Source organism: Candidatus Berkelbacteria bacterium (assembly GCA_016187225.1).
Lineage (GTDB): Bacteria > Patescibacteriota > UBA1384 > JACPKC01 > JACPKC01 > JACPKC01.
Genome location: JACPKC010000004.1, coordinates 1 through 24047, shown reverse-complemented (window position 1 = coordinate 24047; position 24047 = coordinate 1). Strand labels below are relative to the sequence as shown.

Annotated in this window: 22 protein-coding genes; 7 read left to right on the top strand and 15 right to left on the bottom strand. The window is 48.9% G+C overall.

The window, feature by feature from the left end; genetic code table 11:
• Positions 1-26: 26 nt before the first annotated feature.
• A complete protein-coding gene (gene glmS, locus HYW32_00790; protein ID MBI2589560.1) occupies positions 27-1811 on the bottom strand; it encodes a glutamine--fructose-6-phosphate transaminase (isomerizing) in 1785 nt (594 codons plus the stop codon).
• Positions 1812-1864: 53 nt separating this feature from the next.
• On the opposite strand from glmS, the gene HYW32_00785 reads away from it, so the two are divergent.
• Positions 1865-2995, top strand: a complete 1131-nt coding sequence (locus HYW32_00785; GenBank protein MBI2589559.1) for a YibE/F family protein — start codon at positions 1865-1867, stop codon at positions 2993-2995.
• A 4-nt stretch (positions 2996-2999) separates the two neighbouring features.
• Here HYW32_00785 and HYW32_00780 read toward each other — a convergent pair whose 3' ends face one another.
• Genes HYW32_00780 through HYW32_00770 form a run of 3 tightly spaced genes read right to left on the bottom strand, consistent with a single transcriptional unit; the run spans position 3000 to position 5387 of the window.
• Positions 3000-3491, bottom strand: a complete 492-nt coding sequence (locus tag HYW32_00780; protein MBI2589558.1) for a DoxX family membrane protein — start codon at positions 3489-3491, stop codon at positions 3000-3002.
• A 16-nt stretch (positions 3492-3507) separates the two neighbouring features.
• Positions 3508-4251 carry an SIMPL domain-containing protein gene (locus tag HYW32_00775; GenBank protein MBI2589557.1) on the bottom strand — a complete coding sequence of 248 codons (744 nt, stop codon included), beginning with the start codon at positions 4249-4251 and terminating at the stop codon, positions 3508-3510.
• Positions 4248-5387 (bottom strand): hypothetical protein, encoded by a 1140-nt coding sequence (locus tag HYW32_00770; protein MBI2589556.1) that lies wholly within the window; start codon positions 5385-5387, stop codon positions 4248-4250. The genes HYW32_00775 and HYW32_00770 overlap by 4 nt, the downstream gene beginning before the upstream one ends.
• A gap of 48 nt (positions 5388-5435) precedes the next feature.
• On the opposite strand from HYW32_00770, the gene HYW32_00765 reads away from it, so the two are divergent.
• Positions 5436-5873: a hypothetical protein gene (locus HYW32_00765; protein ID MBI2589555.1), complete on the top strand. Its 438-nt coding sequence runs from the start codon at positions 5436-5438 to the stop codon at positions 5871-5873.
• Between the two features lie 481 nt (positions 5874-6354).
• Here the strand turns inward: HYW32_00765 and HYW32_00760 are convergent, their stop codons facing one another.
• The gene (locus tag HYW32_00760; GenBank protein ID MBI2589554.1) at positions 6355-7617 is read right to left on the bottom strand and encodes a DEAD/DEAH box helicase; all 1263 of its coding nucleotides are present in this window, start codon (positions 7615-7617) and stop codon (positions 6355-6357) included.
• A gap of 172 nt (positions 7618-7789) precedes the next feature.
• Positions 7790-8035, bottom strand: a complete 246-nt coding sequence (locus HYW32_00755) for a DUF167 domain-containing protein (GenBank protein ID MBI2589553.1) — start codon at positions 8033-8035, stop codon at positions 7790-7792.
• A gap of 55 nt (positions 8036-8090) precedes the next feature.
• On the opposite strand from HYW32_00755, the gene HYW32_00750 reads away from it, so the two are divergent.
• Positions 8091-8573 (top strand): hypothetical protein, encoded by a 483-nt coding sequence (locus tag HYW32_00750; GenBank protein ID MBI2589552.1) that lies wholly within the window; start codon positions 8091-8093, stop codon positions 8571-8573.
• Between the two features lie 11 nt (positions 8574-8584).
• On the opposite strand, the gene HYW32_00745 is transcribed toward HYW32_00750, so the two are convergent.
• Entirely contained in the window at positions 8585-12175 is a 3591-nt protein-coding gene (locus tag HYW32_00745; protein MBI2589551.1) for a carboxypeptidase regulatory-like domain-containing protein, read from the bottom strand.
• Positions 12176-12296: 121 nt separating this feature from the next.
• Here HYW32_00745 and HYW32_00740 point away from each other — a divergent pair, with 121 nt between their 5' ends.
• From HYW32_00740 to HYW32_00730, 3 genes are read left to right on the top strand one after another with little or no spacing between them, the layout of a single operon-like run.
• Positions 12297-12698, top strand: coding sequence for a hypothetical protein (locus HYW32_00740; protein MBI2589550.1), 402 nt, complete (start codon positions 12297-12299; stop codon positions 12696-12698).
• A 5-nt stretch (positions 12699-12703) separates the two neighbouring features.
• The gene (locus HYW32_00735) at positions 12704-16078 is read left to right on the top strand and encodes a tandem-95 repeat protein (GenBank protein MBI2589549.1); all 3375 of its coding nucleotides are present in this window, start codon (positions 12704-12706) and stop codon (positions 16076-16078) included.
• 14 nt (positions 16079-16092) lie between these two features.
• Complete coding sequence (locus tag HYW32_00730; protein ID MBI2589548.1) at positions 16093-16698, top strand: phosphatase PAP2 family protein; 606 nt, start codon at positions 16093-16095, stop codon at positions 16696-16698.
• A gap of 158 nt (positions 16699-16856) precedes the next feature.
• Here HYW32_00730 and HYW32_00725 read toward each other — a convergent pair whose 3' ends face one another.
• The 3 genes from HYW32_00725 to HYW32_00715 form a co-directional block, all read right to left on the bottom strand.
• On the bottom strand, positions 16857-17024 hold the full coding sequence (locus HYW32_00725) for a hypothetical protein (protein ID MBI2589547.1): 168 nt from the start codon (positions 17022-17024) through the stop codon (positions 16857-16859).
• A gap of 431 nt (positions 17025-17455) precedes the next feature.
• Entirely contained in the window at positions 17456-18964 is a 1509-nt protein-coding gene (locus tag HYW32_00720) for a hypothetical protein (protein MBI2589546.1), read from the bottom strand.
• Complete coding sequence (locus HYW32_00715) at positions 18964-19230, bottom strand: hypothetical protein (protein MBI2589545.1); 267 nt, start codon at positions 19228-19230, stop codon at positions 18964-18966. Before HYW32_00715 ends, HYW32_00720 begins: the two co-directional genes overlap by 1 nt.
• A 95-nt stretch (positions 19231-19325) precedes the next feature.
• On the opposite strand from HYW32_00715, the gene HYW32_00710 reads away from it, so the two are divergent.
• A complete protein-coding gene (locus HYW32_00710; GenBank protein MBI2589544.1) occupies positions 19326-20165 on the top strand; it encodes an alpha/beta hydrolase in 840 nt (279 codons plus the stop codon).
• On the opposite strand, the gene typA is transcribed toward HYW32_00710, so the two are convergent.
• From typA to HYW32_00685, 5 genes are all read right to left on the bottom strand, one after another.
• Positions 20154-21998 carry a translational GTPase TypA gene (typA, locus tag HYW32_00705; protein ID MBI2589543.1) on the bottom strand — a complete coding sequence of 615 codons (1845 nt, stop codon included), beginning with the start codon at positions 21996-21998 and terminating at the stop codon, positions 20154-20156. The genes HYW32_00710 and typA overlap by 12 nt on opposite strands.
• A 207-nt stretch (positions 21999-22205) precedes the next feature.
• A complete protein-coding gene (locus HYW32_00700; GenBank protein ID MBI2589542.1) occupies positions 22206-22436 on the bottom strand; it encodes a nicotinamide mononucleotide transporter in 231 nt (76 codons plus the stop codon).
• 22 nt (positions 22437-22458) lie between these two features.
• Entirely contained in the window at positions 22459-22836 is a 378-nt protein-coding gene (locus HYW32_00695) for a hypothetical protein (protein MBI2589541.1), read from the bottom strand.
• Between the two features lie 190 nt (positions 22837-23026).
• A complete protein-coding gene (locus tag HYW32_00690) occupies positions 23027-23719 on the bottom strand; it encodes a nucleotidyl transferase AbiEii/AbiGii toxin family protein (GenBank protein MBI2589540.1) in 693 nt (230 codons plus the stop codon).
• Complete coding sequence (locus HYW32_00685; protein MBI2589539.1) at positions 23677-23883, bottom strand: hypothetical protein; 207 nt, start codon at positions 23881-23883, stop codon at positions 23677-23679. The genes HYW32_00690 and HYW32_00685 overlap by 43 nt, the downstream gene beginning before the upstream one ends.
• Positions 23884-24047: the final 164 nt, after the last annotated feature.

The window sequence follows — 24047 nt, the reverse complement described above, 5'->3', positions numbered from 1 at the left end:
GAGTTGATGGAAAAAAACTTTGGGGGTTATTTCACCGTCACCGATTTGGCGAGGTTGCGCGGTTTATCCGGATCAAGGCCGCGAGCAAGGGCTAATTCGTAGGCAAGGAGTTGCGCCGGGATGGCGCCCAAAATCGGCATCGCTTCGGGTAGATCGGTAACCGGCAACCAATTGCTAAAAATTTCATTAGGTCGAGGCGCAATCCCGATAATCTGGGCACCGCGCGATTTTAGTTCCATTGCGTTGGCGAGAATCTCCGCCTCGGCATGATCGCGGCTCGCAAAAACAAGCACCGGCGTGCCTGCTTCGATCAAGGCAATCGAGCCGTGTTTAAGCTCGCCGCCGGCAAAACCCTCGGCATGCAGATAACTGACCTCTTTAATTTTTAGGGCCGCTTCCAGAGCGGTTGGGTAATTGAGCGACCGGCCGACCGTGTAAAGATGCTCTCGAGCCTTGAGGGTGCGCGCCAGAGCTTGGAGTTGGCTGGCCATCGTTCCTTCAGCCAACTGGGCGTCGAGCTCGTCGGCCGCGCGCTCAAGCAAGTTCCGGCCGGCGCGGTATTGATCGGCCAAAGTATAGGCCAGCAAGGTTAAAAGCGCGACCTGGCTGGTAAAACTTTTGGTGGCCAAAACACACAGTTCCGGGCCAGCCAAGGTCAAGAGGCTTTGATCGGCTTCGCGCATCAAAGTTGAACCTTGCACATTGACGATCGCCGCCACCTTGACGTCGCGCCGTTTGGCCGCCCGGACCGCTTCGAGTGTATCCGCCGTCTCGCCGCTTTGTGAAATCGGCACCAACAGCGTTTTGGGCGTTAAAAACTCCTCATAACAAGGAAATTCGGAGGCAACGGCAAGATTGACATGCCGTTTAGCCAGATGAGAGAAAAGATAAAGCCCGGTCAAACCGGCATGATAGGCCGAACCGCAACCGACCAAGAAAACGCCATAAGCCTGATGGATCAATTTGGCAAAACGCTCAAGTTCGCGGCGCGGTTGCCCGAGCGCTCGGCGGAGCGTTGCCGGTTGCTCAAAAATTTCCTTGTGCATAAAGTCCGGATGCTCGCCGCGTTCAGCTTGAGCGGCGTCCCAACTAATTTGTACTTCCGACCGAGTGACGATTTTGTTGGTGGTCAGATTTCTAATCACCGGCCGGCCCCCATTAAGGACGACCAGATCGTTCTCTTCCAAAAAAATCACCCACCGAGTGGCGGCCAAAAAGGCGGGCACATCCGAGGCCAAGTAGGCTTGATCTAAACCCAAGCCAATCACCAGCGGCGAGCCGCGTCGCGCGCCGACCAACTCCCGTCCGCCGACCTCAAAAACGGCGATTGCAAAGCTGCCCTGAATTTTACCGAGCGCCAGCCGCACCGCCTCGGCCAAGGTTTTAGTGTCAGGCCGGGCGGCTTCAATCAGATGAGCTAAAACTTCGGTGTCAGTTTCCGATTGGAAGCGATGACCAACAGCTTTAAGTTCGTCGCGCAATTCTTGATAGTTTTCGATAATGCCGTTGTGCACCAAAACGATCCGACCGTCACAGGAGCGATGCGGATGAGCATTAGCGACCGTCCGGCCGCCGTGAGTCGCCCAGCGGGTGTGGCCGAGGGCCAGCTTGGCCCGTTCAGCCGCTAACTGCTTGAGCCGAGCGCCACTCTCTTCCAACTTGCCGATCTCCCGCTCGAGCGTTAAACCGGTTCGCTTGGAAAAAGCGACTCCCCAAGAATCATAGCCGCGATACTCAAGCCGTTTGAGACCGTCAATCACCAGTTGAGGCGCGTTCTGCTTCCGGCCAACCACGCCAATAATGCCGCACATAGCGGTAGTCTATCACCCTTTACGCATTCCGCATTACCATCTACGTTAGCAATATGTGGCGCGGAATTTTTTTAGTTATTTTAATATTTTTTCCTCTAAGCAATTCATTTGTCCAGGCTCAAGATGCACCCATACTTGAACCAAATCCGGCCTTTGAAGCTGGCTTGCCGCCTGATACCTATGCTCGCGCCCAAGTGCTCGAGGTGCTGGAAGAAGGTGAGCAAGATCTGGGTGATTTTTCTCAACTCTTTCAGCGCCTTCAAGTTCGGATTTTATCCGGTGAAGAACAAGGCAAAGAAGTCGAAGTCGATCATGGCGGCCAATACACAATTCAACCTGCGCAGATGGTCGAGGCAAACGATTCAATTATTCTAGCAAAAAGCACAAAGATCGATGGCTCAACCTATTATTACATCGCTGATCGACTACGCCTCGGCAGTCTCTTCTGGCTCGCGGCGATGTTCCTTGGTCTTGTCCTTTTAGTAAGCGGCTGGCGTGGCGGAACGGCGCTTATCGGTCTCTTGGTTAGTATTTTGATCCTTATCTTCGGAATTCTGCCAGCGATTATTCGGGGCTATAACCCGCTTCTTGTTTCTCTGATCGGCAGTATTTTGATTGCCTTATTAACACTTTATCTTGCTCATGGCTTTCGCCTCCAGACCACTGTTTCGGTGGTCGGCACAATTTTAACGCTCGGCGTTGCAACAAGTCTGGCGATGCTTTTTGCCGCGCTCGCGCATCTTACCGGCATGGGGAGCGAGGAGTCTTTTTATCTTCAGATCGGCGCCTTTGCGGATTTGAATTTTCGCGGCCTGCTTCTTGGTGGAATCTTAATCGGCACACTGGGGGTGCTGGATGACGTTGCCACGGCTCAAGCCGCACTGGTTTTTGAGCTCAAAAATGCGAACACCAACCTTTCGCCACAAGAACTTTATCGGCGGGGTTTGCGTGTTGGGCGCGAACATGTTGCATCGCTCGTTAATACCCTTGCCCTAGCCTATGTGGGCGCCTCATTTCCGATGTTTCTTATGGCGATAGTTCAGCGACCACTCCCGCTTTGGGTCGCGATAAATAGTGAGTTTCTCTTTGAAGAGATTCTGCGAACGCTCATTGGCAGTAGTGCGCTTATCCTAGCTGTGCCAATCACAACCGCCCTCGCGGCAATTGCCATAAGTCGCAAATAAGTTGTCACTCCAAAATCGGAAATTTGCGAACTAACTCTGTTCTCTGCCAGAAAGCGCCAAAACCGAGAACACGTCCAGCATCCTCAACGGCCAAACCCCAAAGCAAAATAATGTAAATGATGTGATCATCGAGAAAAGGATGATTTTTTGGTGGCATAAATCCGGCGATATACATAAGCGCCAACATCAGTGCGCCACTATAACAAGCCAAGCGCAGACCAATTCCAAAAATCAGAGCCAGACCAACTCCGAATAGACCAAGCATAAAGAGCCAATCGACAAACGAGTTACCAGCTAACATTTGGAAAATGAACGCAAATGGCCCCTTTGTGGCATACAGGAGAAATGATTCAGTTGGCGAGTTGCCAATAATCCACGCCTTGGCAGGTTCAGTGCTAAAGCCAAGGCCAAAAAGTTTGTCAACAAAAGCCCAAAAGAAAATTAAACCAAGAGAGATTCTTGCAACTCCAAGCCAATAACGCGGTTTCTGTGCCATATTCCCTCCTTAGTAGTTATTTTAAGGCAAAGGTAACGCTGATCGTATAGGTAAGATCCTGTTCACCGATTAAAAGTTCCGGACTCGCCGAAGCGTTGGAGTCAAGATTAGCTGTTCCCACGCCTTCGGGCGCACCCATGAGTGGCACCGGACCTCCCCATGAGGGTTCGGAAATGGTAATAACCTTGCCGAGCCTTGCGCCAATCGCGGCTACCGAGTCCTCGGCTCGCTCTCGAGCATCGGCGAGCGCTAATTTACGCGCCTCGTCTTCGAGCGCCTTACGCGTTTTCGTACTAAAAGTACTCTGCGGAGTAATTGCGTAGAGAACCGGAGTCGTGGCCAAATAGTCGAGTACCGATTGAGCAAGTGTGAGATCGTTAAGCGTAGCAGTGATGCTATAGAGCGCATGATATTCATTAGGCGCATCGGCATTAGGCTCGAAGGCATAGACTCGATCGTTGTTTGTTGTTACCGAGGTCGTCATCTGATCGTCCACGACACCAAGTTCACGGAGTTTCGCCAAAATCTCATTCCCTACTACCGTCACCTCACGGACCGCCGTTTTAGAATCTTCCGAGACTTTTTCGTAGACAGGTGAAAAAACAAACTCATCCGGGGCACGCGAAACCGTGGCTTCACCATTCGTGGTAATTTGGCGCGTATCCGCCTCATCCTTCCAGGGCCGCCAAACAGCCAACATGCCGACAATCACGAGTATAAGCGCGAGAATAAAAACCTTAAGATTAAGTTTCAAGATCATACATCTCCTTTCTGCTTTAAAGCAATCTCAACCTGACCGAGATCGAATACACTTACAGTATCATCTCCTTGATTAGCAGTCACGCCGAGACCTCGCTCAAGATCAAGTTTGATTGCAGACGGACATTTGCCAACCGAAATGATCCCCAGTGATTTAAGTGTTTTAGCTTCAGCAACCCCAATGGCATTGCTTCGTGGCAGGGTCGCATAGAGTAAGCCAGCTTCATCATCAACTTGCATTCCGCTTGCTGGCACTGCGTTTTCAGTAAAACGAATCTTGCCAGCTAAACTTTCACTGTTAGCATCAATCGCCGTGATCGCGCTTGTCTCCTGCGTATCGACAACGAAAATTCGACGAAGTTTGCTGGAGAATGTGATGCCGCTACTATCTTTAATCTCAAGCGGCCGAAAGCTAGTCGAGACATTGCCGGTATCGGTATCGACGATTGCGATCGTCCCATCCTTCGCGCTCACCATGTAAGCCACGCCTCGATCAGGGTCAAGGGCGATCCCCCGTGGCTGATCGGGCGTTTCATGCGTTCCAAACAACGCTTTTTTATTCACGTCGACTACTGACATATTTTTAGAGTGGTCATCTTTCGTATTGGAAATAAGTAACACGCCCTTTTCAGCATTGAGCGCCAAGTCAAAGGGCTGACCACCGACTGGAATTGTTTTAGATTTTTCACCGGTATCCAGAGCGTGAAAAGCGATCTTGCCCGTGCGCGATCCAGCCACATAGACTGAATCGCGTCCTGAATCAACTTGAATGCCAAGAGCGCCAGCTTCTGTTTTAGTATTAGCGACTTCTTTGCCCTGAACTGGATCGACGATGCTTAAAGTATTCTTGCCATAACGCGCCTCATCTCCTTCGCAACCATTTAACATGGTGTCATGATTACTGACGTAGAAATAACCAGTTTTCGAATCGAGATCAAGACCAGCTGGATACGCTCCTGTAAGCGCCACTGTGCGTATCTCGACGCCCTCAAGCTGGGGAGCATTCAGCGAGGGGGTAGAAATTTGAGTTGGAATTGTGGTTATGGGAGATGCTTGTTGTGATCGAACTTTAAATATGGACCAACCGCCAGCGCTTACAATAAGTATTCCACACATTGCCAACCAAAATTTACGCACATTCCCTCCTCTGTGAATTTATTATATTATAGCGCAAAAGGAGGAAGAATGACTGTTCCAAGCACACAAGTTCCTGAAGAAATCAAAAATAACAATACACCGCTTGGTTCGCTTGATGAGATCAAGGATGCAATTTTCGAGGCCAATAATGATCAGCGTGTCGACGAGGTGCCTGTTTACCAAGACGTACTTGAGTTGGTATCAATCCAGCAAGAACAACCTGAATACATGCATTCCGAGCCGGCTATTAATCGCTATCCATTACTAACACGTCAGCTTGCTGAAGCGCTTCTTCGGGAAGTAAACAAAAATATTGAAGGTCAGATGCACACAACGATTGTGCTTGACGAAGCAAAGAGATTGCTCCATAAAGGCGATTTTGCTCTCCAACTTCGCAACCAACCACGGCCAGAACCTAAATTAAAACCGCAACCGAAGGATGATGCCCAACGCTCGAAACCCTGGACTATTCCGGACGCGGCCTAGGTCTTTATTAAATGGTAGCGCGAGGCTTTGGTCGTGGCGATCCTATCCTCTCGCCATTTGTATTCTTGTTCGACAAGTTATTAACTAAACAACCAACGCCAATGTGTAAACAATGATTTGGGGCACTTGGCAAAATTAGGGGATTAAGTGTGTCGTGGACGGTCGTGTACGCTGGTAAGAAAGGAGACTGGCTAGTAGAGTATTATGCATTTGCGGGATGAATTGTGCGTCCACAGGAGGCTTAAGTTACAGACGTGTCGTAAATTCACAGAATAACTCTTGAAGGGATAATTCCCCCTTTTTTTGATATTAAGCCACAGTTTTCCCGAGCTGTTCAACTAGGGCAGACTTTGCGGTTGTAACATCGAGTTTATAGCTGGCGAGATTATAAATCGCTTCTCTACCAACACCGTATTCACTTTCAACCCACGTCGCGTAATCCTGACCATCGCCTGATCACTCGGCTCGACCGAAAAAAAGTTTAGCGTTGGTGGGCGCTTCCGGCAGATCGGCCCGGCACGAAAGTGAGAGCGGTGCCGCGCTGACCGGCTCGGCCGGTTCGACCGATTCGGTGGATATAGTCAGTGTAGGTCATCGGCTGATCATAGTTAATAACATGGCTGACGTTGGGAATGTCGAGGCCGCGCGCGGCCACATCGGTGGCAACCAACGCCATTACCCGGCCCGACTTGAAAGCCTGAAGGGCGCGAGTGCGCTGGGCTTGGGATTTGTTGCCATGAATCGCCTCGGCCGTCACGCCACCCGCGGCGAGCGCGTGCGCCAACCGTTGGGCATTGCGTTTGGTTTGGCTGAAGACCAGCGCCTTTTCCACCTCGGCTTGCGCCAGAAGCGTTTGGAGTAGGCCCAACTTCTCGTCTTCTTGGGCATATTCGATAATATCTTGCTCAACTGCCTGGCAAGTGGCGCCGGTTTTCACCGAGACTTGAGCCGGATTGGTGAGCAATCCGCCCAAGAGTTGTCCAACGGCCGCGGTCATGGTGGCGCTCATGCAAAAAGTCTGGCGCTCCGTCGGAACCTGATCCAGAATGTAGCGAATATCGCGGATGAAACCCATATCGAGCATCCGATCAACCTCATCAAGCACCAAAAATCGAACGTTGTGGAGATCGAGTAGGCGGCGATCCAAAAAATCTTTTAAGCGGCCGGGCGTGCCAATCACTAACTGCGGCCGGCGAACCAGAGCGGCGCGTTGCCGGCCGAGGCTCATGCCGCCCACACAGACTGCCGAATAGAGCGGCAAGCCTTTGGCCAGCGCTCGAAACTCATCGTCAATCTGCATCGCCAATTCCCGGGTGGGCGCCAACACCAGCACGGTGCCCGCTGACGGTTTGACAGTTAAAAGCTGCAGGATTGGCAAAAGAAAGGCGGCGGTTTTGCCGGTGCCGGTGTTAGCCAGCCCGACTGTGTCGCGGCCGGCCAGTGCCAACGGAATCACTTGATCTTGAATCGGCGTCGGGCAATCAAACCCGCGGCCGGCCAAGTTGCGAGCCAAGATCGGATGAAGCTTAAAATCGACAAACCGATGCGTGGGCGTAAATACCGCTGCCTGCATCGGCGCAACGGCCTTGTTGACAAACTTGCTCGGGTGAATAAATTGACCGGTAAACTTCCGACGGTTGCCCAAACGAGGCCGATCGCCTCGAAAAGACGAGCCGGCGGCACGGGGCGTTGAATTACTTCGTCCAAAACGTGATCGCGCGCGCGATCGATCGCGAAATCTCATGAATACCTTTCACATCTACCTAGGGATGAACAACGATAGTAGATAATCTAGCTCGGCATTCATCGCGTGCGACGGTCGCACGATCGTAGAAGCAATGACTATAGCAGAACAGTCGCTTCTTGTCCACCCTCACGCCAGTTCAGTGTATTTTTTGTGGTTGCCTTTCGATTTTTCAGCTGGATAATGGATGCTTATCGACATTCACTATCTCGACAACTTTTGTCCGCGCGCTCTGTCCCGCCAAAATTCTGACGGCAAATTTTGGCACCTTAAAATGATGAGCTAATAGCTCGATTAGCGCTCTATTAGCCTGACCTTTCTCTGGCAACGCGGTCACAGCCACACGATAGGAACCATCGGGCAACTCTTCAACACTATTCGCCCGCGACCCGGGCTTCACCCGCACGGTTAATTTCATTAGATGTGTTCCTCAATAGCTTTCTCTCACAAAAGGGCTTAAAATAATAATCACTATGACGATCTCTGGCCACATTGCGGTTACCGGACTCACGCTTGCGTTCGTTCCTGAACCAAGTGCGATTATAGCCGCTAATCTCTTAATTCATCCTCTGCTTGACATGATTCCGCACGCCGAATGGTACAGCTTTCCTAAGCGAGAAGAATGGTGGAAGATGGGTGGCGTTACTTCAGTCGATATTCTGACAAGTATCTGGCTTGTTGATTATTTTTTACGAATCTTTACAACCCTGTCGCCATTCTTAATCTTTGGCGCAATTCTTGCCGGGCTTTGGCTCGACATTCTCCACCCCTTCTTGGATAAATTTTACCGCCCACTTTGGCGTTTTCACATCTACTGTCACACGATCCCAACTTGGTTCGGCGATAAAGCAGTTGACTGGTCCAAAACGATTTCCGGCAAAACGCCTGTTTTAATAAAACTTGCGTTTCAAATCGGTCTTGTTCTTATAGCTTATCTCATTTTGAACCAGAAATAACTATATAAGGCTTAGAGCGGGTTGCCCGTCGCTGGCAGGGTGACACTCGCCGTTGGCGTTGCGGAGGCTTGGCTTGTTGTCGTGCCAGTTGCTTGACTGGAAGTTGAGCTTGATGGGTTTGAGATGTTCCCAGAAGCATCTAGGGCATAAAGAGTGTAGTAGTATTTTGTGCCATTCGTTAATCCGCTATCCTCATAACTTGTGCCTGTCGCGCCACTTTTGATCAAAGTGCCGGTTTGACCACTCGCTGTTGAGCGATAGATGTTAATTGAGGCAAAATCAGCATCGGTTGGATTGGTCCAGGAGAGGAGAATATCTCCGTCAGTGCCTTTATCGCCGGCCGAAACATTAGTCGGTGGAGCAGGTGGGGTGGTGTCGGAAGCAGTTACGAGTGCAAAAGCTGTAAAGTGATCAGTTTGGCAAGACACAGTATCTTGATCCTTATTCACGGTGCAGTTACTTAACTCTTTCCAGGTGCCGACCGTTGTGTCGTAGTAACCTACAATTAATTCTTCCTCATCCTGAACATTGGCATCCTCAAGCCAATCTTCATCATATTTTGTTTCCAGTGTAATGTTACCGCTAAAATTAGTGATCTCGGTGCCATTCTGATCTATGGCATTGTATTCATAGCCATAAGAAACTGGCTTGGCATCAGCCTCTTCGGCGAGCTCAACCGTCGGTTCAGCCGTCAAAGTGACCGTTCCTGAAGTAGCGATGGTGTTGGCTGGGATCGTGAGCGCCGTGCCGTCATCAAGCGAGATTGCCTGTTGCTTAGTTGGATCGAAAGTAATCGATTGAGTATCAGGAAGTGTAAATGATTGTTTTTCGAGATCCAAATCAACACTGCCTTGTTTAGTGCTTGAAAGATCAATAACCTTTTCCGGCGATTTATAAATATCAGCGCCATCTTTTCTAATCGCTTTCACATGCCACTTGGTTCCACTTGAGACCGAAAGGCCATAGATACCGATAAGTGAACTGTTGGCTTCGGAGTAGCCGCCATCTTCCGCCCAAGCTGTGACAAACGCATCGGTGCCACTGCCACCTTGTCGCACATTACCTTGGATGGAGGCGTCGGCATCGCGGAAAGTTAGATCAACCGTTGCCGGAGTGCTAGCGTCTACGGTGACCTTGACACGTTTCGGGTTAATCACACCTGAACCAGACCACATGTAGCCACCCACCCAGTAAGTGCCAGCGGGTACCTTCATCTCGTAGTCGCCATTCTGATTTGTGCTCGCTCCATTTGAATAATAATAGGAATCTGCTTTGGTTTTTTCATTTGGATCACGAGTATCAGCCGCGATCCAGGCCCAAGCCATTGCGTCGCCATTGCTTTTAGTCGCTCGGCCGCGAATCGTTGAATCGGCCTTTTTGAGTGTAATGTCGTAGGTTTTGGTTTCACCAGCGGTCAGTGTCAATTCAACATCTTGGCCACTTCCCGACGAGTAACCCAGTGACTGATTGACCCACCAACCCAAGCGCCACGTACCCGCTGAAACTTTAATTGAATAGGTTCCAGCATTCGTGTCGAAACTGGCATTCTGCCAAGAACCGTGGTTGCCCTTGGTGGCATAGATATTCATCCAGGTATTGGTGACTTTGGCGCCATCTTCATCATAAACCGTGCCCTGGAGCGTAACATCGTTTCGCACCAAGGATAGATCGAGTGATTGAGTTTCGTTGTCGCCAGCAAAAGTTACCCGTTTTGAATCTCCCGCGCTATAGTCGCTCCCCCAAGTGCTTAAGGAAACTTCCCACGTGCCACTTGGTAATTTCAAAGTAAATGTGCCACTTGAGACTGTGGCGCCAATGCCGCTATATTCTTGACTGCCGTCATTCGCATTTACCCAACCTGAAAGCGAGGTGACAACATTGCCGTCGGCATCTAGAATGCGCCCACTAACCGTGTTCGTGGCGCGCTGAAAAGTAAAGTTCTGCGTTGCCACAACGCCAGATGTGACTGTAACAACGACTGGTTTACCATCTGTAACTAAATCTTGTGTGCTACCTGAACTCCAAGAAGGCCATGACGACACTTTCCATGTCCCCGGCGTCACAAGGAGTGAGTAGCTACCATCGCTCCCGCTGGTCGCATTTGCCCATTCATACGATCCGCCAGCGCCCGAGTCTTTCCAGGCATTCACGCTCGCGCCCGAAATCGCATTCCCTGAACTATCTGTAACCGTGCCTTGAATTCGATCAGTTTTTTGCGTAAGCGTTATCGTGCCGAGCGCCTTGGTTTCACTGGCCCCAACCGAGAATTTATCAACACTTGGGAAAGAGTAAGTATTATCCGAAACCCAGCCACTCACAGTGTAAGTGCCTGGCACAACTAAAACAGAAAATGAACCATTGGCATCGATCGAGGGGCTAAACCAGCAATTATCGGTATTTTGCAAGCTCATACTCGCCCCATACTGCGAGATTGCTGTGCCATCTGGTTTGACGATCGTGCCGGTTATCGTCGCCGAAAGCGTTGTGGCGGTGTAAGTGATCGATTTAGACTCGGTTGTGGTGTCGGTGGCAAAAGAGACCGTCTGATAGTTGTTACTGCCGCAAATTGTCCAGTCGGCAGTTGAATCGTTATTTGAAACTCCAACTTGCCATGTCCCACCAGTCACCGTAAAGGTGAAGTTGCCACTGCTGTCTGTGCGGGCGCTCGCATAGCCATATCCGCCACCAAAACTACTCCCATAAGAGGAGGCCCAGACATTGGCATTGTTCACCCCCGTGCCATCGCTTTTGACAACGCGACCGCTAATTGTTTTTGTGGCGCTGGCAAAACTCATGTTTTGCGTTGTAACACCGCTAGCGGCGATTGTGATTGTCGCAGGTGTGGGCGAGGTATAAACCGTGGAAGAGCTACTCGTGCCCGAGGCAATTGTCGGAGCCGAAACGCGCAAAGTGTAGGTTCCGGCTGGCACACTGCCGATGCCGTATTTGCCATCCTTATCAGTGTAACCATTATAATAGACCGAATAATTTGAGTTATTCAAATTATAGTAGGCATAAGCGACACCGGCGCCAGTTGAGCCATTTGTAACCGTGCCTGTAAGGTTAGTTGTGTTGCCAATTTCAAAATACGCACTATTGTAATCGCCGCCCCAGTCGGAATCACCATCAATTTCAGACCACCATTGAGAGGTATAGATTTTAGCAAAATAGTATCCCGAAATTTGAGGATTGCGAACATTTGCCAAAGTTACACTCACCGTTGAACCAGCGGCAATCTCTTCAGAAGATTGCAGGGTAATTGATGACCAACCTTGACTATAGTGCGAGATCGTGCTCGGGCTTGAAACTGTCGCATTCGTGAAGATGCCGCTTGAACCACTTGCCCCGGTTGATTGATTATTCTCGACTCCCTGAATACTTACACTGAAACGGCCGCCATTTGTAGAAGCCGGAATCGCGTTTTGCACTGTGAAGGAGATTGTCCAGTTACCCGTGGCGCCAACACTCGTATCGGCTACGCTCACACCGATATTGCTAATCGTGCCATAACCCTGGGCGGTTTGAGGATTTAACCCAACTCCAAGCACAAAAAGCGTGCTCAAAAAGACGGTTAAACCGAATAGAATCCCTCTCTTCTTCATACCTTCCCCTTTCAAGTATTTTTAGAGCTAAGTTGAAATAATTTTAACACATTCTTTTTAACTGCCTGTGGAAAACTAGAGAAGAGAGTTGATGTAAAATGAGTCTTAATAAGGAGGAGAGATGGAATTGTCGCCAGAACGCACACATGCAAATATTTGGTTAATGTTAATTGGAGGAGGAATCTTAATTGGAGGAGTAGTATATCTTTTTATCAGTCCCATGAGTCCGCTGCGATCCTCGGCCTCACAACTTAATGGCAGTGAAGAACCGGCCTCATTTTTAACCCGGGACGGCACCGTGAGCGAGGTGAATGAAAACTCAATTGTCGTAACCGAAAATGAAACGGGTTCATTCACTGCTAAGCTGACTGAAGAAACAGTGATACGAAATCTGAATGCCGATGGATTGTTTGAGATTGCAGATCGAACCCAGCTCTCCAAAGACGATCTTGTATCGGTCTACTATGCTCAAGAGCCGGAAGGTATACGCGTTGAATCAGTCGATATTCTCGAGAATAAGTAGGGCAGATGTTGTCTCGACAGTTGCTTTTTGTTGCATTTGGCTTAGTTGCCCTAGGTACAGCCACCCTGCTATCTCAAGTTCAAGCTCAATCGGTTTCAAATTCAGTGCCGACTTGCGCGCCAATTGTCAAAGGAGTCTTCGCTACCTCGCGGACCGACATCGATGGCGATGGCGTGCAAGAATATCGAACATACTCATCCAGTTATAAGGGTAAAATTAAACAGGATCCTCTCTTAGCGATTGAGGGAATGAAAATTAGTTCACCCGGTACCTGGACGGATGATAAGGGCAATTCATTAGATTTAACGGTTAGTATCGCGCGCGACTTGCCACCCATTACCGACAATATGCAGTGCGGCGGTTATATGACAACAGGCGGCGAGTCGGTGACTTCGCCTGACATTTTGACCATACCGACGACCTCGGTTTCTCTTTCACATATGCAAAAAATTTGCGCGCCGCCAGCTGGTTGCGGTTACAATTACGCTCTGACTGGAAGTGTACCCGTTGAAGTTCACCAAGCGCCAACCTCAAACAACTCTGGGGGGAATGGAGGGAGTGGTAATTTACCAGCGCCGCCGACTCTTTCGGTTGCAACTTCGTGCGCAAACAACAAAGCGCAAAATGTTTTGAGCTGGAACGCGTCTGCCAACTCGCCAGGTTATCGAATCTATCGTTATGGCGGAGGGGGGACAAATCCGTATGCCCGGACCGACACCGAAAGCGTAACCAGTTATACCGATAGTAATTTAGCCAGTAATATTGTTTTTTCTTATGAGATTTGGACTAATCATCCTGGCGTCACGCCCACGATTAGCAATCGAGTTGAAGTCAAAACGAATAATTGCGCGCCCACTCCAAGCGGCGGAAGCAGTGGAGGTGGTGGCGGAGGCGGTTCGGGCACGGCATCAGCATATAATGTTGCAATTAAAGCCGAAAATATCTGCCAAGGAAATTCTTCGGTGAATCGAATTAGCTGGTCAAATGTTCGTTATGCTCTAAGCTATGACATCTATCAAAATGGAAAGTTAATTTGGACCGCAAATGAGGACGGCAAGGCAAATAAACAATTAATCACGAACCCAGCTATTCCGGGATCAACATTTAATTATCAAGTTTTTGCAAAATCAGCGCCGACGAGCGTAATTGCTCAAAGCTTGACTGCAACGGTTACAGCGACCAGTTGTGGCAGTAAGCCGGATAATTTCACTCTCACAGCCAGTGGGGTATGTACCGGATCAAAACCTGAAATGCGTTTAAGCTGGACACGCGCGAATAACGCTGATCGCTATCTTATCCAACGCAATGACATGCTCATTGCCACGCTTGATAAGGCAACTACTCTTTATACGGATCGTCCGGATCTGTCAGCAGGGACGAGTTTGGAATATGTAGTTAAAGCCGTGAACACCAATGGTGTATTTTCAACAAATGTTGTCGAGGCGCAAGCGCCTAGCTGTACTGCGACCAACTCAATTTCACTTGGCGCGGTGAATACGTATTGTTCAACTGCCCAACCAACTAACATGCTTAATTGGCGAGGCCTGGGAGATTTCAAAAATTATCGTGTCTTAAGAGCTGGGCAGGAACTTGCTACGGTGCAAGCAACTAGCAATAAAACCCACACCTACCTTGATACTAAAGCAAGTATTGACACAATATATGAATATCAAATTATTGGCGACAATGAGACTCAAAGTAACACCCGCAGTATTATGACCAGTAATTGCAACCAAAAACTTGATGCTTTTACTCTCGTTGGCGTCATGACTTGTGCCTTAAATGATAATCCACGAATTTTAAATCAAAGTTCAAGATACGTGCCAGTGATGGCAAAATTAAGCTGGAATGGTTCAAAAGATGCCCAATCCTATCGCATTCGGCGCGATAATCTAACTCTCGCCACGATGGACGCTTCTCAACAACTTTATTTGGACAAAACCGTCAGCCCGAATGTGAGCTACAAATACAGCGTTCAAGCCATCAATAAAATTGGAGCCCGCGAGAGTAATGCGATCACGCTCAACACCAAGGATTGTGATTCAATCAATCGATCACCGTCTGCCGAAGACGATACCGCAACTACCACTTCTACTTCACCAGTTGAGATTAAAGTGCTTAACAACGATAAGGATCCTGAAGGCAAATTGGTCACTCAATCTGTTGCCCTAACAACACCGCCCGTAAACGGAAAAGCCGAGGTGCAGGAAAACGGGAATATCCGCTATACGCCCGAGAATGACTTCGCGGGCACAGATAAATTTGAGTATCAAGTTTGCGATGCTGAAAAACTTTGCGACCCCGCAACAGTTGCCGTCACGGTCACTCCAGCCACAACTCAAATTCGTGAGCCCGGTGCCTTTAGTCTTTCTGTCAGACAGGGAGCCTGTGGTAGTCTAAATAATGTTTTAGAGTGGAGCCGCTCCGAACGCGCCACAGGGTATATCGTGCTTCGCGATGGGCAAATAATCGGCAATACCGCAGATCTTCAATTCGGGGATAACGTAGCCGCAAGCGGTAAGGGGTTGGAGTATAAATATTCTGTAAGAGCAACAAATAAAGATGGCTCAACCTTAAGCAATGAAAAACAAAGTCGCCCATCATTGGACGAGTGCGTGAATCCTGATCGGTACCGAGATATAAAAACGCCAATCGGCAAGACGCCAATCATAAATGACGATGCAGTGTCGATGAATCAAAATAATTTTATTGTGATCGACGTTCTAGGTAACGACATTGATCCGGATGGCAAAATTGATCCAACTTGCACTCAAATTGTAACAAAGCCGAAAAACGGCGGCCTTGAAGTGAATTCGGCCAATGGTCAGATCGTCTATACGCCAACAAAGGATTTTAAAGGCACCGACTCATTCGGCTACGAAGCCTGCGATACCCAGGGTCTCAAGGACGACGCAACGGTCACAATCACAGTCGCCTCCCTAGCGCCGTCAACACCAGCTATAACGCCGCCAGTCACGAGTACAACAAACAGTAAAAAGCCGCCAATTGCCAATGACGATCAAGCAACCACCACTCAAGGCAAGAGTGTCGAAATCAATGTTCTCGCTAATGACATTGCCACTCAAGGCACCCTAAATGCAAGTTGTGTGGCCATTAGTAAGCAAGCTGTAAAAGGAAACTTAAAAGTTGAGAGTAAAACTGGCCGGATTACTTACACTCCGACGAGTGCGTTTTCTGGCACGGATTACTTTGAGTATCGAGTCTGTGATTCGGCTGGCTTAATTGATACTGCCAAGGTTTCAATAACAGTTAGCGCCGCTCCCCAAACACAAAGCTGGCGCGACCTCTCATTCTTGTCAAATCTCACTAACTTCTGGGGTTGGCTAACGAGCTATTTCTCGACAAGCTATAAAAATTGAAGGTAAAAAGGTAAATGCGTGGGATCAAATTCAATCAGCCTTTGTTCTATATCCCAATTCTCTTACTTGCGAGCGCAGGGATATTAAATTTCGCAAGCAGTGCATTTATTGCGACTTATTTTCCTTACCGCCAACCGCTAGATGATCTCCTATTCATCCTCCTGCCCTACGTGTCGTGGACACAATACTGGACAGATCTTGCCAATCTCTTTGGCATTGCGCTAATTTTTTTCTATATGCTTAGAGGGCGTGTTAATAAACTACCGTTTTACATTACAATTTTCACTGTTGGGTACTTGATGCGAGCGCTAATCACGCCGCTGACACCGCTTGGCGGACCACTTGGGAATGGCGCGAGTTATGGTCTGACAACTATTGAGCAAAATGGTCAATTCCCGTCTGGGCACGTGATGATACTCATGATTGCCTACCTACTCGTGGATGGAAAATCTGAACCAGTAATTAAGTTCTTATTACTTGCAAGTTTACTCATTGAAATTGTTACCCTGCTTCTTTCAAACGGACACTATTCCATCGACGTCATCGGTGGCTTGCTGGTTGGCTATGTAGCCTATCATGAGACAAAAAAATATGAGCCTCAACTCATTTTACGTTCGTAGATTTTTTGTTTTAAGCTAGTTTATACATTTCACGATCGTTAATCTAATAATAGATTATGAGCCGATCCAGCATATTTGACGATTTGCTCATATTAGCATTACCTAAACAACGTCATTACTGACGCATTTTTAGACTACAGCGTGAGCAAAATTACTGGCTACTTCTGCATCCAATCGATTAGGAGCGCTACCACCATCACGCCAACGCCAATCCAAACATTTGCCAAGCTTGCGATCAGCGCGGCAAGCAGTAATCCGAGTCCGAGTCCAAAAAGACTATGTGTCAGAGTATGGGCGCTAAAACACTCCTTAACTTTTTCGTCCATTTTTCTCACTCCCTTTCGAAAACTAAAACTAACTTTTGAAATTTTCAGCTCTCCTATTTATTGATGTATTTCCCAAGCGCCATGATACCCATGACTAATAATACAATAACTAGGATATACGTTACCCAAGAGAAAAGCATCATACTACTTCCACCCGTTCCAGACATCATGCTATAGTCCATCATTTTATCTCCTTAGAATAATATTAACATGCGCATTTGCTTTCTGCATTTTTGCAACCCCCACATTTAGGCATGCAATGGGCATCAGCATGTGGATGGTCATGCAACGGTTTTCCGCTTGAGTCCTTGCCATGTTTATCATCGTGCGCATCTGCCTCTGCGTCGCAAACATCGCATTTGTATCCTTGGGTTTCGTGTTTATTGCATATCTTGCACATCATTGGTAGATATCACCTCCTATCGATATTTTCATCTTTGACTTGACGTTTCTTCTAAGTCTTTTTTTTCAACAGGAGGGCTGATCTGCAAAGGCGGCGACACGCTATTATTGCTTTCAAGGGTATCCGGGATAAGCGGTGGGGCTGACATCGCAGGTGATTGGAGTGGAACTTGCGCCTGACCATTGAAACATTCACGTTCAATTTGTTGTTGCTGTTCAGGCGTTGGCGGCTGATTGCCGACAATCCGGTCAACGCACTCATTTTTTGGCCTACTCACTTGTGGAATAAACTCGCCAGGTGGTGGTTTATTCGGTTGTTCCTGGGTATTCGGGTGATCCTGACCGCCAAAACATTCCCGACCAACCAATTGTTTCTGTTCCTCTGTTGGCTCCTTATCAGCCGACCCCATAATTCGTTCGACGCAGGCTCGTTTGTCAGGCGGTAAATTGACGCCTGGTTCGGTTTTTTGAATATTCGGGCCTTTAGACCCATTATCTTCAAAACATTTCTGGCCAAGCTCCCGCTTTTGCTCTTCACTCGGTTCTTTACTCTTGAAATCTCCGCCCAGCACCCCTTCAACGCATTTTCGTTTATCATCCGAGAGTTCCGGCCCATCGGGGATACGATTTTTCCCATCCTGCCCTCCAGGCCGAAAGCCGTGTTTGTTAAAACAACCTTCGACTTTCTGTTTTTGTTCGTCAATTAAAAACTCCGGACCCTTCTTAAGATCATCCAGTTGATTGCCGAAAGCGCCTTCGAGACACGACTGAACCTCGGCAGGCAACTGGTTATCGGGCCCATCCGGCCCGCCTGGTTTACCTTGGCCACCAAAACATTCCTTACCGATCCGCTGTTTTTGCTCTTCCGTCGGTTCGGACTGAACATTGTCAAAGCTCTGCCCCATAATCTTTTCAACGCAGGCTTTTTTGTCGGCGGAGAGTTCTGGGCGATCATGGCCGGGCGATTTAGGCGGGCCAAAATTCTTAAAACATTTGGCGCCTTCAATCTTTTTACGAAGTTCCGAATCTTCGGCCAGCGGCTGACCTTGAAACATTGCGGTTGCCGCGGTTTGCCCAACTGTTTCGATAATACAGGTCTTCACGTCCACCGGCAGTTCGGGTGGCTTATTACCCGCCACATTCTTGCCAAAGCAGTCGCGAGTTTTGGCGCGAAAAGTCTTTGCCTGCTCTTTACTTTTGGTGCCAATAAATTCGTCTTTAAAGTTTTCACCAAGCTTTTCTTTGAGACATTTCTCTGTGCCCGGAGCAAAGTTGAGATCTTCTGGCTTCACCTGGTTTGGATCTTGCTTGGGACCAAACTCTTCAAAACAGGGTTCTCCCTTTTCGAACTCGTCTTCTGTAGGCTCGCGATCGCCAGAAGAAATCTCGACGTAAGCCGAACCAAGCTTTTCTTTGAGACATTGAACCAGTTCGGCGCTAAATCTGGGTGGCTTGGGCGCGCTTTGAGCATTGACTTGGCTTGATCCAAATACAGACAGAACTGTCAAACTTAAAGCTAAAAATTTGATCAAATGCATTATTTTTCCTCGTAACACTTAAGCGCTAGGAAGTTATCCTCCGTTGTGGCAAGGCTCGAGTTGGCCGAGATTGCGGCGTATTTATCGTCGCCCCAGACTTCTGTAAGACACTCCTCGAGTGATTGTGCCGTAGCCGTCACACTACTCGATGGAGTGGCAGATGTTGATGTAATTGATCTTCCCGAAACTATCTGGTAGACCCAGCCACCGCCAAATCCAGCAACCAACGACAAGATCACAACTAATACCCCGCCAATTTTACTCATATCCCTCCTTTGTATGGAATTAGTGTAGCAGATTCTTCCAAATATATACTGAACACTAGACTAGCATGTCAGTAATTCTGCCATATAATAACCGCATGCAAAAAAAGGTTGTGGGTAAAGACTCTGTCTCAATCAACTACGACTTGCACCCAAAATGGAGCAAGGTAGACCATTGGCTGATATTCGTGCATGGAGCTGGTGGCGATCTGAATGCCTGGCATTCTGAACGAGAGTTTTTCCACCAGCGTGGGCTTTCAACACTCGCCCTCGATCTCCGGGGGCACGGCTTGTCGGATCGACCCGCCGAGTGTGTCGATTATACCCTCGACCGCTTCGCGACTGACATTCAAACGATTGTCGAGGCAGAAGCAATTAAAAAATTTGTTCTCATCGGCCATTCATTCGGCGGAATGGTTATTTTAACCTATCACCACCTCTTCTCGCGTCTAGCCCAGAGTTATGTGCTCATCGACACCAGCGCTAAGCCACCAGCCGCCATATCCTTAGCCGCTCATCACCCTTTCTTAATCCACTTGTACAATCATCTTACGAACCAGAACGCTGACGAATGTCATTTCTCGCATGTGCCGGTAGGTAAATTCGTTGGCACCGCTGACTGGGATCCTACCCGTATCTATTCCGACATCATTCATACCACATTGCGCTCCTGGCTAAACACATATGAGGCGATGGGAAATTTCGATGCCACCCGAATTCTGCCTACGATTCACCAGCCAACACTCGTTCTGCACGGCGCTGACGATTCAGTGATCTCACCCAAAGTTGGCAAGGAGTTGCACGAGCACACACCGCGATCAACGTTTACCCTAATCCCCAATGCTAATCACATCAGCGTCCTGAACAATCCAGACGAGATTGAAACTGCGATGGCAGAATTCTTGCACACCCGTTGTCACTATGCATTAAAGAAATAATGTAGAAGCTTTTGATCGGTTTCTGGCCCGGGCTTGTTTCGTTAGCAAGCGTTTACGTAAACGCAAATTCTTTGGCGTGGCTTCGAGCAGCTCATCATCTTCAAGAAAATCGAGGCAGTCTTCTAGGCTAAAGCGCTTCGGCGGCGTGAGGATAATCGCCTCGTCTGAACCAGCCGCCCGGATATTAGTCTGTTTCTTCTCCTTGGTGACGTTGACCTCAAGGTCGTTTTCGCGAGCGTGAAGCCCCACAATCATTCCTTCATAGACTTGGGTGCCTGGTGCAATAAACAACTCGCCCCTGGCTTGAGCCGCATTCAGCCCGTAGGCCACCACCTTGCCGGTTGCCGAGGCGATGAGGACGCCGTTGCGAAGCCGAGGAATAACGGCGCCGATTGGCGCTAAGCGCAGGAAGTTTGTATTCATGATCCCGGTGCCGCGCGAAAGGGTCAGGAGCTGGCTGCGGAACCCGAGTAGGCCTCGAGTGGTAATTTCAAATAAAAGTTGAGTCGAGCCGTCGGCATTCTCATGTTGACTCATCAGGATACCGCGGCGCCTGGTCACCTCGGCGGTCACCGACCCCGCGTACTTGCTCGAGACATTGATCATTAGCTCTTCAAGCGGCTCCAGCAACTGGCCCCCCACAGCTTTGGTAATGACTTGCGGTTTTCCCACCTGAAGCTCATAGCCCTCGCGACATAAGGTTTCAATCAAGACCGAGAGATGGAGCTCGCCTCGTCCAGCCAGAATAAATTCGCCCGTTGCTGACTCTTCAAGCCGGATCGCGACGTTTGTTTCCAGTTCGCGCTTGATTCGTTCCAGAATTTGTCGGCTGGTAACGAACTTGCCTTCTCGGCCAGCAAAGGGCGAGGTATTAGGGCTCACGCTCATCTTCAGAGTCGGCTCTTCCACCTCAATGCGAGGCAGTCCGTCCATTTGATTGGGATCGGTGATGGTATCGCCGATGCCGGCGTTATTAAGGCCGGTGAGGGCGACGATATTGCCGGCGCCTGCTTCAGGGACTTCAAGCCGTTTCAATCCGGCCGTAATGAGCACTTTGTCCACCCGTACCGGACTACTGGGACCGGCTTGGCCAACCAGGACGACTGATTGGCCAGGTCTGACGCTGCCGCGACGAATGCGGCCGATCGTATATTTACCCTGATAGCTATCCCAATCAAGCGCCGCAACCAGCAGTTGGAATGGACCATCGGTAATAGTTGGCGCTGGGATGTGATCGACAATTCCTTGAAAAAGCGGAGTGAGATCGGCTGGCGCAGTCGGATTGGCGGGGAGCGTATTCCAGGCCTTGCCTTCACGACCGTTAGTATAATAAACGGGAAAATGGAGCTGGTGCTCGTTGGCCGCCAGGTCTAAAAAGAGATCCTCGGTCAGTGTGAGCACTTCGGCGGGGCGAGCGTCTGGTTTATCGATTTTATTGATGACCACGATTGGGGTCAGGCCGAGAGCGAGCGCTTTTTTCAAGACGAACTTTGTTTGCGGCATCGGGCCCTCTTTGGCATCAATAATTAGCAAGACGCCATCAACGAGATTGAGCGTCCGCTCGACCTCGCCGCCGAAATCGGCGTGACCCGGGGTGTCGACAATGTTGATCGTGTAATCATTCCAGGTGACGGCGGTCTGTTTGGCTAGAATAGTGATGCCGCGCTCACGTTCTTGATCGTTCGAGTCCAGAATGAGTTCTTGGCTCATCTCCGCCTCGTTGTCGCGAAACGTTTTGGTTTGCTTTAAAAGCGCGTCGACAAGCGTGGTTTTACCGTGGTCGACGTGGGCGATGATGGCAATATTGCGGATGCGGGATAGAGGGCGAGTCATTGGAATCATTGTGAATTCCTTGCAATAAACCAAGTGAGCTTACAGGAGAACCCACTCTGATTCAAGGAGGAGGACTATTGGATCGTCGCCCAATAGTCTTATTTGTCATCTCGACCAAGCGAAGCGCGCGGATAGATCTTGAGCTAAACCTTGCATGTCAGATTGAGAAGACCATGGGTTTGCAGGCAGGTCTTTAGTCGCGGGTGCCTATTTTATTTTTTCCTTATAAAACCATTGGTAAACACCATAGGACCAAGAAGCGGCGTAGGCAAAGCTAACGAAAAAGATGCCCCACTGCTCATTGATAAAGGCCGTGTAAATCCAAAATGGTTGTGTCAACAAGCCAAATACAAACCCCCATTTGTTTTTGCGGGCTACCAGCACAATCGAACTGATGCCAAAACCAAAAATTGCGAGTTGGGCGATGGTTTCAAGCATAAAATTGAATTTTGGAGTAGATTTAATTACTTGTGGGCGATTTTAATCGCTTAGAATTTTTTTTAAAAAACACTTGAGCTAAAAAGAAGGCGAGCGGCGTGATGAGAGCGAGTTCAAGAATCGGACCATAATTGGCGCCAAGGAGAGTGGGGATGCCAGGCTTATACTGCCACAGATCGAGCGAAGTTGCCACGATCTCACTTGACCAGCCCCAAACGAGACCTAAAAGTCCCACTCGCCAGTAATCTTGAGGTGTCGCCCGCACTAGCCAGCGCCAATCCTGTTTCTGTAAGCTTAAGAAGCTATAGGCAATGAGCCCAAAGAACGTGTCGCCAACCGGCCCGAGCCAACAGAGGGCGCCGCCGTTCCACAGAAACTCATAACCGACAAAAATTCCCATCTGCAGATTTTCCCAGATGAAATTTAAAAGAAACTGGAACCCAAGAGCGAGAATCATGTATTTTGAAGCTAGCTGATCAAAGTAAACCTGTCAATTGATGTTTGCCGGTGCGATAGATCAGTTTCGGTCTTTCGTCTCTAATTATTGCAAAGGCTTGATGTAGATTCACGAATTAGTGTTACCCACTTACTTAACCTCTACCTTGGTCGGTGTCTGAAATTGTAAAAACGTCGTCTTGGAGTTGCCGGGCTTGTTCCCGAAGAAAGGCTTTTAGTTTTACTTGGGTCAATGGCCGAACTAATGTCGGCCAGTCGGATAGATCGGGGCTAACCAGACGACTTCCAAGCTGAATCGGATCTATGTGCCAGTCAAACTTGATGCGCGCCAGGGCCATCAGATCGTGCAACTGATATCGGTATGTCTCAACAAGAAAAAAGAGATCAACATAGTCGCGGCCTCGTGGTTTCTGATTAATGGTAAAGAGTTTGTTAACCGCGATATCTTTAGGGCTATCAAGGTTGACGCCGAATCGTTGTTGGGTCGCCGTCTCAAGACGTGGAAAAGGGTAGCTGGTAAATTCAGTCTTTAAAACCGCGCCATTAGACAAGCGAAGGAAGACGAGATTACGATTGAAAGTTGTCTGGATGTCAAACTCATCGTAGCCAAGATTGGATTTCACACGACGCAGGAACACGGTGATTGCTTCAAGGTCAACAAGCCCCGCTTCTGTGAAGAGGTCGATATCGTCGGAAATGCGGTGGTGGAGATACTCGGCCGCTAAAACCGTGCCACCAGTCCAGTAGAACTGGCGAGTTAGTTCCGGCTCCTTGCCAACAGCGGTTAGGAAGGCAATTTGCGTTGCCGTGAGATCTGTGGTGGCCATAAAAGTATCCTTAAAAAAGCGCGGCGGGCTGGATCGAGCTCGAGTGAGCGCCAATGTCGACGCACTAGCGCTCTGTCAAGTTTTGTGCGATTCAGTCCAAAATTGATCGCTTGTTCGAGCGCTTGCTTGGGTGTCCGCTTAATGGTGCGCGACCAATCGTACATGTTTTTATATTATACCTGATACTCCTACATTCGCATTGTCAATGCAACACTTGCGGTTTGTAAGCATTGAGTAAAGACTTCTTTCGGGGTGGCGTAGTTGAGGCATTTTCGGGGTCGATCATTAAGCTCGGCGACAATGTCTTGCAGCTCCTCATCGGGAACTG

What these genes read in the sequence shown, in the direction of transcription:
- typA (MBI2589543.1), bottom strand. Translation starts at nt 21,998, where the DNA reads ATGACTCGCCCTCTATCCCGCATCCGCAATATTGCCATCATCGCCCAC.
- HYW32_00700 (MBI2589542.1), bottom strand. Translation starts at nt 22,436, where the DNA reads ATGCTTGAAACCATCGCCCAACTCGCAATTTTTGGTTTTGGCATCAGT.
- HYW32_00715 (MBI2589545.1), bottom strand. Translation starts at nt 19,230, where the DNA reads ATGAGTAAAATTGGCGGGGTATTAGTTGTGATCTTGTCGTTGGTTGCT.
- HYW32_00740 (MBI2589550.1), top strand. Translation starts at nt 12,297, where the DNA reads ATGGAATTGTCGCCAGAACGCACACATGCAAATATTTGGTTAATGTTA.
- glmS (MBI2589560.1), bottom strand. Translation starts at nt 1,811, where the DNA reads ATGTGCGGCATTATTGGCGTGGTTGGCCGGAAGCAGAACGCGCCTCAA.
- HYW32_00690 (MBI2589540.1), bottom strand. Translation starts at nt 23,719, where the DNA reads ATGGCCACCACAGATCTCACGGCAACGCAAATTGCCTTCCTAACCGCT.
- HYW32_00750 (MBI2589552.1), top strand. Translation starts at nt 8,091, where the DNA reads ATGACGATCTCTGGCCACATTGCGGTTACCGGACTCACGCTTGCGTTC.
- HYW32_00730 (MBI2589548.1), top strand. Translation starts at nt 16,093, where the DNA reads ATGCGTGGGATCAAATTCAATCAGCCTTTGTTCTATATCCCAATTCTC.
- HYW32_00785 (MBI2589559.1), top strand. Translation starts at nt 1,865, where the DNA reads ATGTGGCGCGGAATTTTTTTAGTTATTTTAATATTTTTTCCTCTAAGC.
- HYW32_00685 (MBI2589539.1), bottom strand. Translation starts at nt 23,883, where the DNA reads ATGTACGATTGGTCGCGCACCATTAAGCGGACACCCAAGCAAGCGCTC.
- HYW32_00695 (MBI2589541.1), bottom strand. Translation starts at nt 22,836, where the DNA reads ATGGGAATTTTTGTCGGTTATGAGTTTCTGTGGAACGGCGGCGCCCTC.
- HYW32_00755 (MBI2589553.1), bottom strand. Translation starts at nt 8,035, where the DNA reads ATGAAATTAACCGTGCGGGTGAAGCCCGGGTCGCGGGCGAATAGTGTT.
- HYW32_00765 (MBI2589555.1), top strand. Translation starts at nt 5,436, where the DNA reads ATGACTGTTCCAAGCACACAAGTTCCTGAAGAAATCAAAAATAACAAT.
- HYW32_00710 (MBI2589544.1), top strand. Translation starts at nt 19,326, where the DNA reads ATGCAAAAAAAGGTTGTGGGTAAAGACTCTGTCTCAATCAACTACGAC.
- HYW32_00760 (MBI2589554.1), bottom strand. Translation starts at nt 7,617, where the DNA reads ATGAGATTTCGCGATCGATCGCGCGCGCGATCACGTTTTGGACGAAGT.
- HYW32_00720 (MBI2589546.1), bottom strand. Translation starts at nt 18,964, where the DNA reads ATGCATTTGATCAAATTTTTAGCTTTAAGTTTGACAGTTCTGTCTGTA.
- HYW32_00745 (MBI2589551.1), bottom strand. Translation starts at nt 12,175, where the DNA reads ATGAAGAAGAGAGGGATTCTATTCGGTTTAACCGTCTTTTTGAGCACG.
- HYW32_00725 (MBI2589547.1), bottom strand. Translation starts at nt 17,024, where the DNA reads ATGGACGAAAAAGTTAAGGAGTGTTTTAGCGCCCATACTCTGACACAT.
- HYW32_00775 (MBI2589557.1), bottom strand. Translation starts at nt 4,251, where the DNA reads ATGATCTTGAAACTTAATCTTAAGGTTTTTATTCTCGCGCTTATACTC.
- HYW32_00780 (MBI2589558.1), bottom strand. Translation starts at nt 3,491, where the DNA reads ATGGCACAGAAACCGCGTTATTGGCTTGGAGTTGCAAGAATCTCTCTT.
- HYW32_00735 (MBI2589549.1), top strand. Translation starts at nt 12,704, where the DNA reads ATGTTGTCTCGACAGTTGCTTTTTGTTGCATTTGGCTTAGTTGCCCTA.